This is a genomic window from Micromonospora lacuserhaii, assembly GCF_036902735.1.
Classification (GTDB): Bacteria; Actinomycetota; Actinomycetes; order Mycobacteriales; family Micromonosporaceae; genus Micromonospora.
This window is the reverse complement of record NZ_JBAKHO010000121.1, coordinates 1-1,626: the sequence shown is the minus strand read 5'-3', so window position 1 is coordinate 1,626 and position 1,626 is coordinate 1. Positions and strand designations below refer to the sequence as shown.

At 71.6% G+C, this 1,626-nt stretch carries 2 protein-coding genes and 1 pseudogene; all 3 read left to right on the top strand.

Features of this window, described 5'->3' with window-relative positions:
• A pseudogene (locus V6U81_RS29015) lies at positions 1-392 on the top strand (DNA polymerase III subunit gamma and tau); the annotation flags it as partial.
• Between the two features lie 109 nt (positions 393-501).
• Positions 502-810: a YbaB/EbfC family nucleoid-associated protein gene (locus tag V6U81_RS29010; protein ID WP_334494230.1), complete on the top strand. Its 309-nt coding sequence runs from the start codon at positions 502-504 to the stop codon at positions 808-810.
• A gap of 7 nt (positions 811-817) precedes the next feature.
• The gene (gene recR / locus V6U81_RS29005) at positions 818-1,411 is read left to right on the top strand and encodes a recombination mediator RecR (protein WP_334494228.1); all 594 of its coding nucleotides are present in this window, start codon (positions 818-820) and stop codon (positions 1,409-1,411) included.
• Positions 1,412-1,626: the final 215 nt, after the last annotated feature.

Sequence of the window (1,626 nt, the reverse complement as noted above, 5' to 3'; positions counted from 1 at the left end):
CCGTACCGAAGCCGGCCGGACCGCGGGCGACGCCGCCCTCGGCCGGCCCCGGCGGCGCGCCGGTGAGCAGTGCGATCGCGGCGGCCCGCGCGGCAGCCGCAGCGGCCGCCGCCGGTGTGGGGAAGGGCCCGCGGACCGCCCAGGCGACCCGGAAGACCGCGGACGCGGACTGGGCCGGCGAGCCGCCGTACGACCCGGACTACGACGGGCCGGTACGTGGTGGCCGCTCGCAGCCGGCCGCCCAGACCTACGAGGGCTTCGACCCGGGTGACGAGCCGCTGGACGAGGTGATCGACGAGCGGACGGCCCGGCAGTCCAGCGAGGAGCAGGCGGTGCAGCTGCTCCGCGAGGCGTTCGGCGCCGAGAAGATCGACGAGGTGGATGCCCGCTGACGCGGGGTGTTCCCCCGACCGGACCACGGGCCGCCCCGGTTAGGCTGGGCGCGGCCGAGCAGACGAGTGCGAGAAGGAGCCATCCGTGCGCCCAGGTGGACAGCCGAACATGCAGCAGATGCTGAAGCAGGCGCAGAAGATGCAGCAGCAGATCGCCAAGGCCCAGGCCGAGCTGGCCGAGGCCGAGCTGACCGGCACCGCCGGCGGCGGCCTGGTCACCGCGACCGTCTCCGGCTCCGGTGACATCAAGAGCATCAAGATCGACCCGAAGGCGGTCGACCCGGAGGACGTGGAGACCCTGGAGGACCTGGTCGTCGCGGCCCTGCACAACGCCGCCGAGGCGGCCCGTGAGCTGACCGAGAAGAAGATGGGCCCGGTCGCCGGTGGCATGGGCGGCCTCGGGCTGCCCGGATTCTGATCCTCAGATGTATGAAGGTGCCATCCAGGACCTGATCGACGAGCTGGGGCGACTGCCGGGCGTAGGCCCGAAGAGCGCCCAGCGGATCGCGTTCCACGTCCTCTCGGCGGACCCCGCCGACGTCAACCGGTTGGCCGGCGCCCTGCGCAAGGTCAAGGAGCTGGTCCGGTTCTGCACCACCTGCTTCAACGTGGCGGAATCCGAGCAGTGCCGGATCTGCCGCGACCCGCGCCGTACCGACGAGGTGCTCTGCGTGGTCGAGGAGCCCAAGGATGTGGTGGCGATCGAGCGGACCGGTGAGTTCCGCGGCCGCTACCACGTGCTCGGCGGGGCGATCAATCCGCTGGAGGGGATCGGCCCGGACAACCTGCGCATCCGCGAGCTGATGACCCGGCTCAGCAGTGGGGTGGTCCGGGAGCTGATCCTCGCCACCGATCCCAACACCGAGGGCGAGGCGACTGCCACGTACCTCGCGCTGATGGTCAAGCCGATGGGGATCGCGGTGACCCGGCTGGCCAGCGGCCTGCCGGTCGGCGGCGACCTCGAGTACGCCGACGAGATCACCCTCGGTCGCGCGTTCGAGGGACGCCGCGCGGTCTGACCACCCGCTGCCGCCCGGCTACGGGAGATCTTGGACGGTTGCCGTTAGCTGTGGACGGTAACTGTCCAAGGTTCGGATATGCCGCTGGCCGGCACCCCTGTGAGGGGTGCCGGCCAGCGTTTGCTTGCTTGCGGGTCAGCTGTTCCAGTGCGTGGCGACGAGGTCGGCGGCCTGCTGCTCCCACTGGGCGTAGGCGTCCGGGTACGCGGAGACCT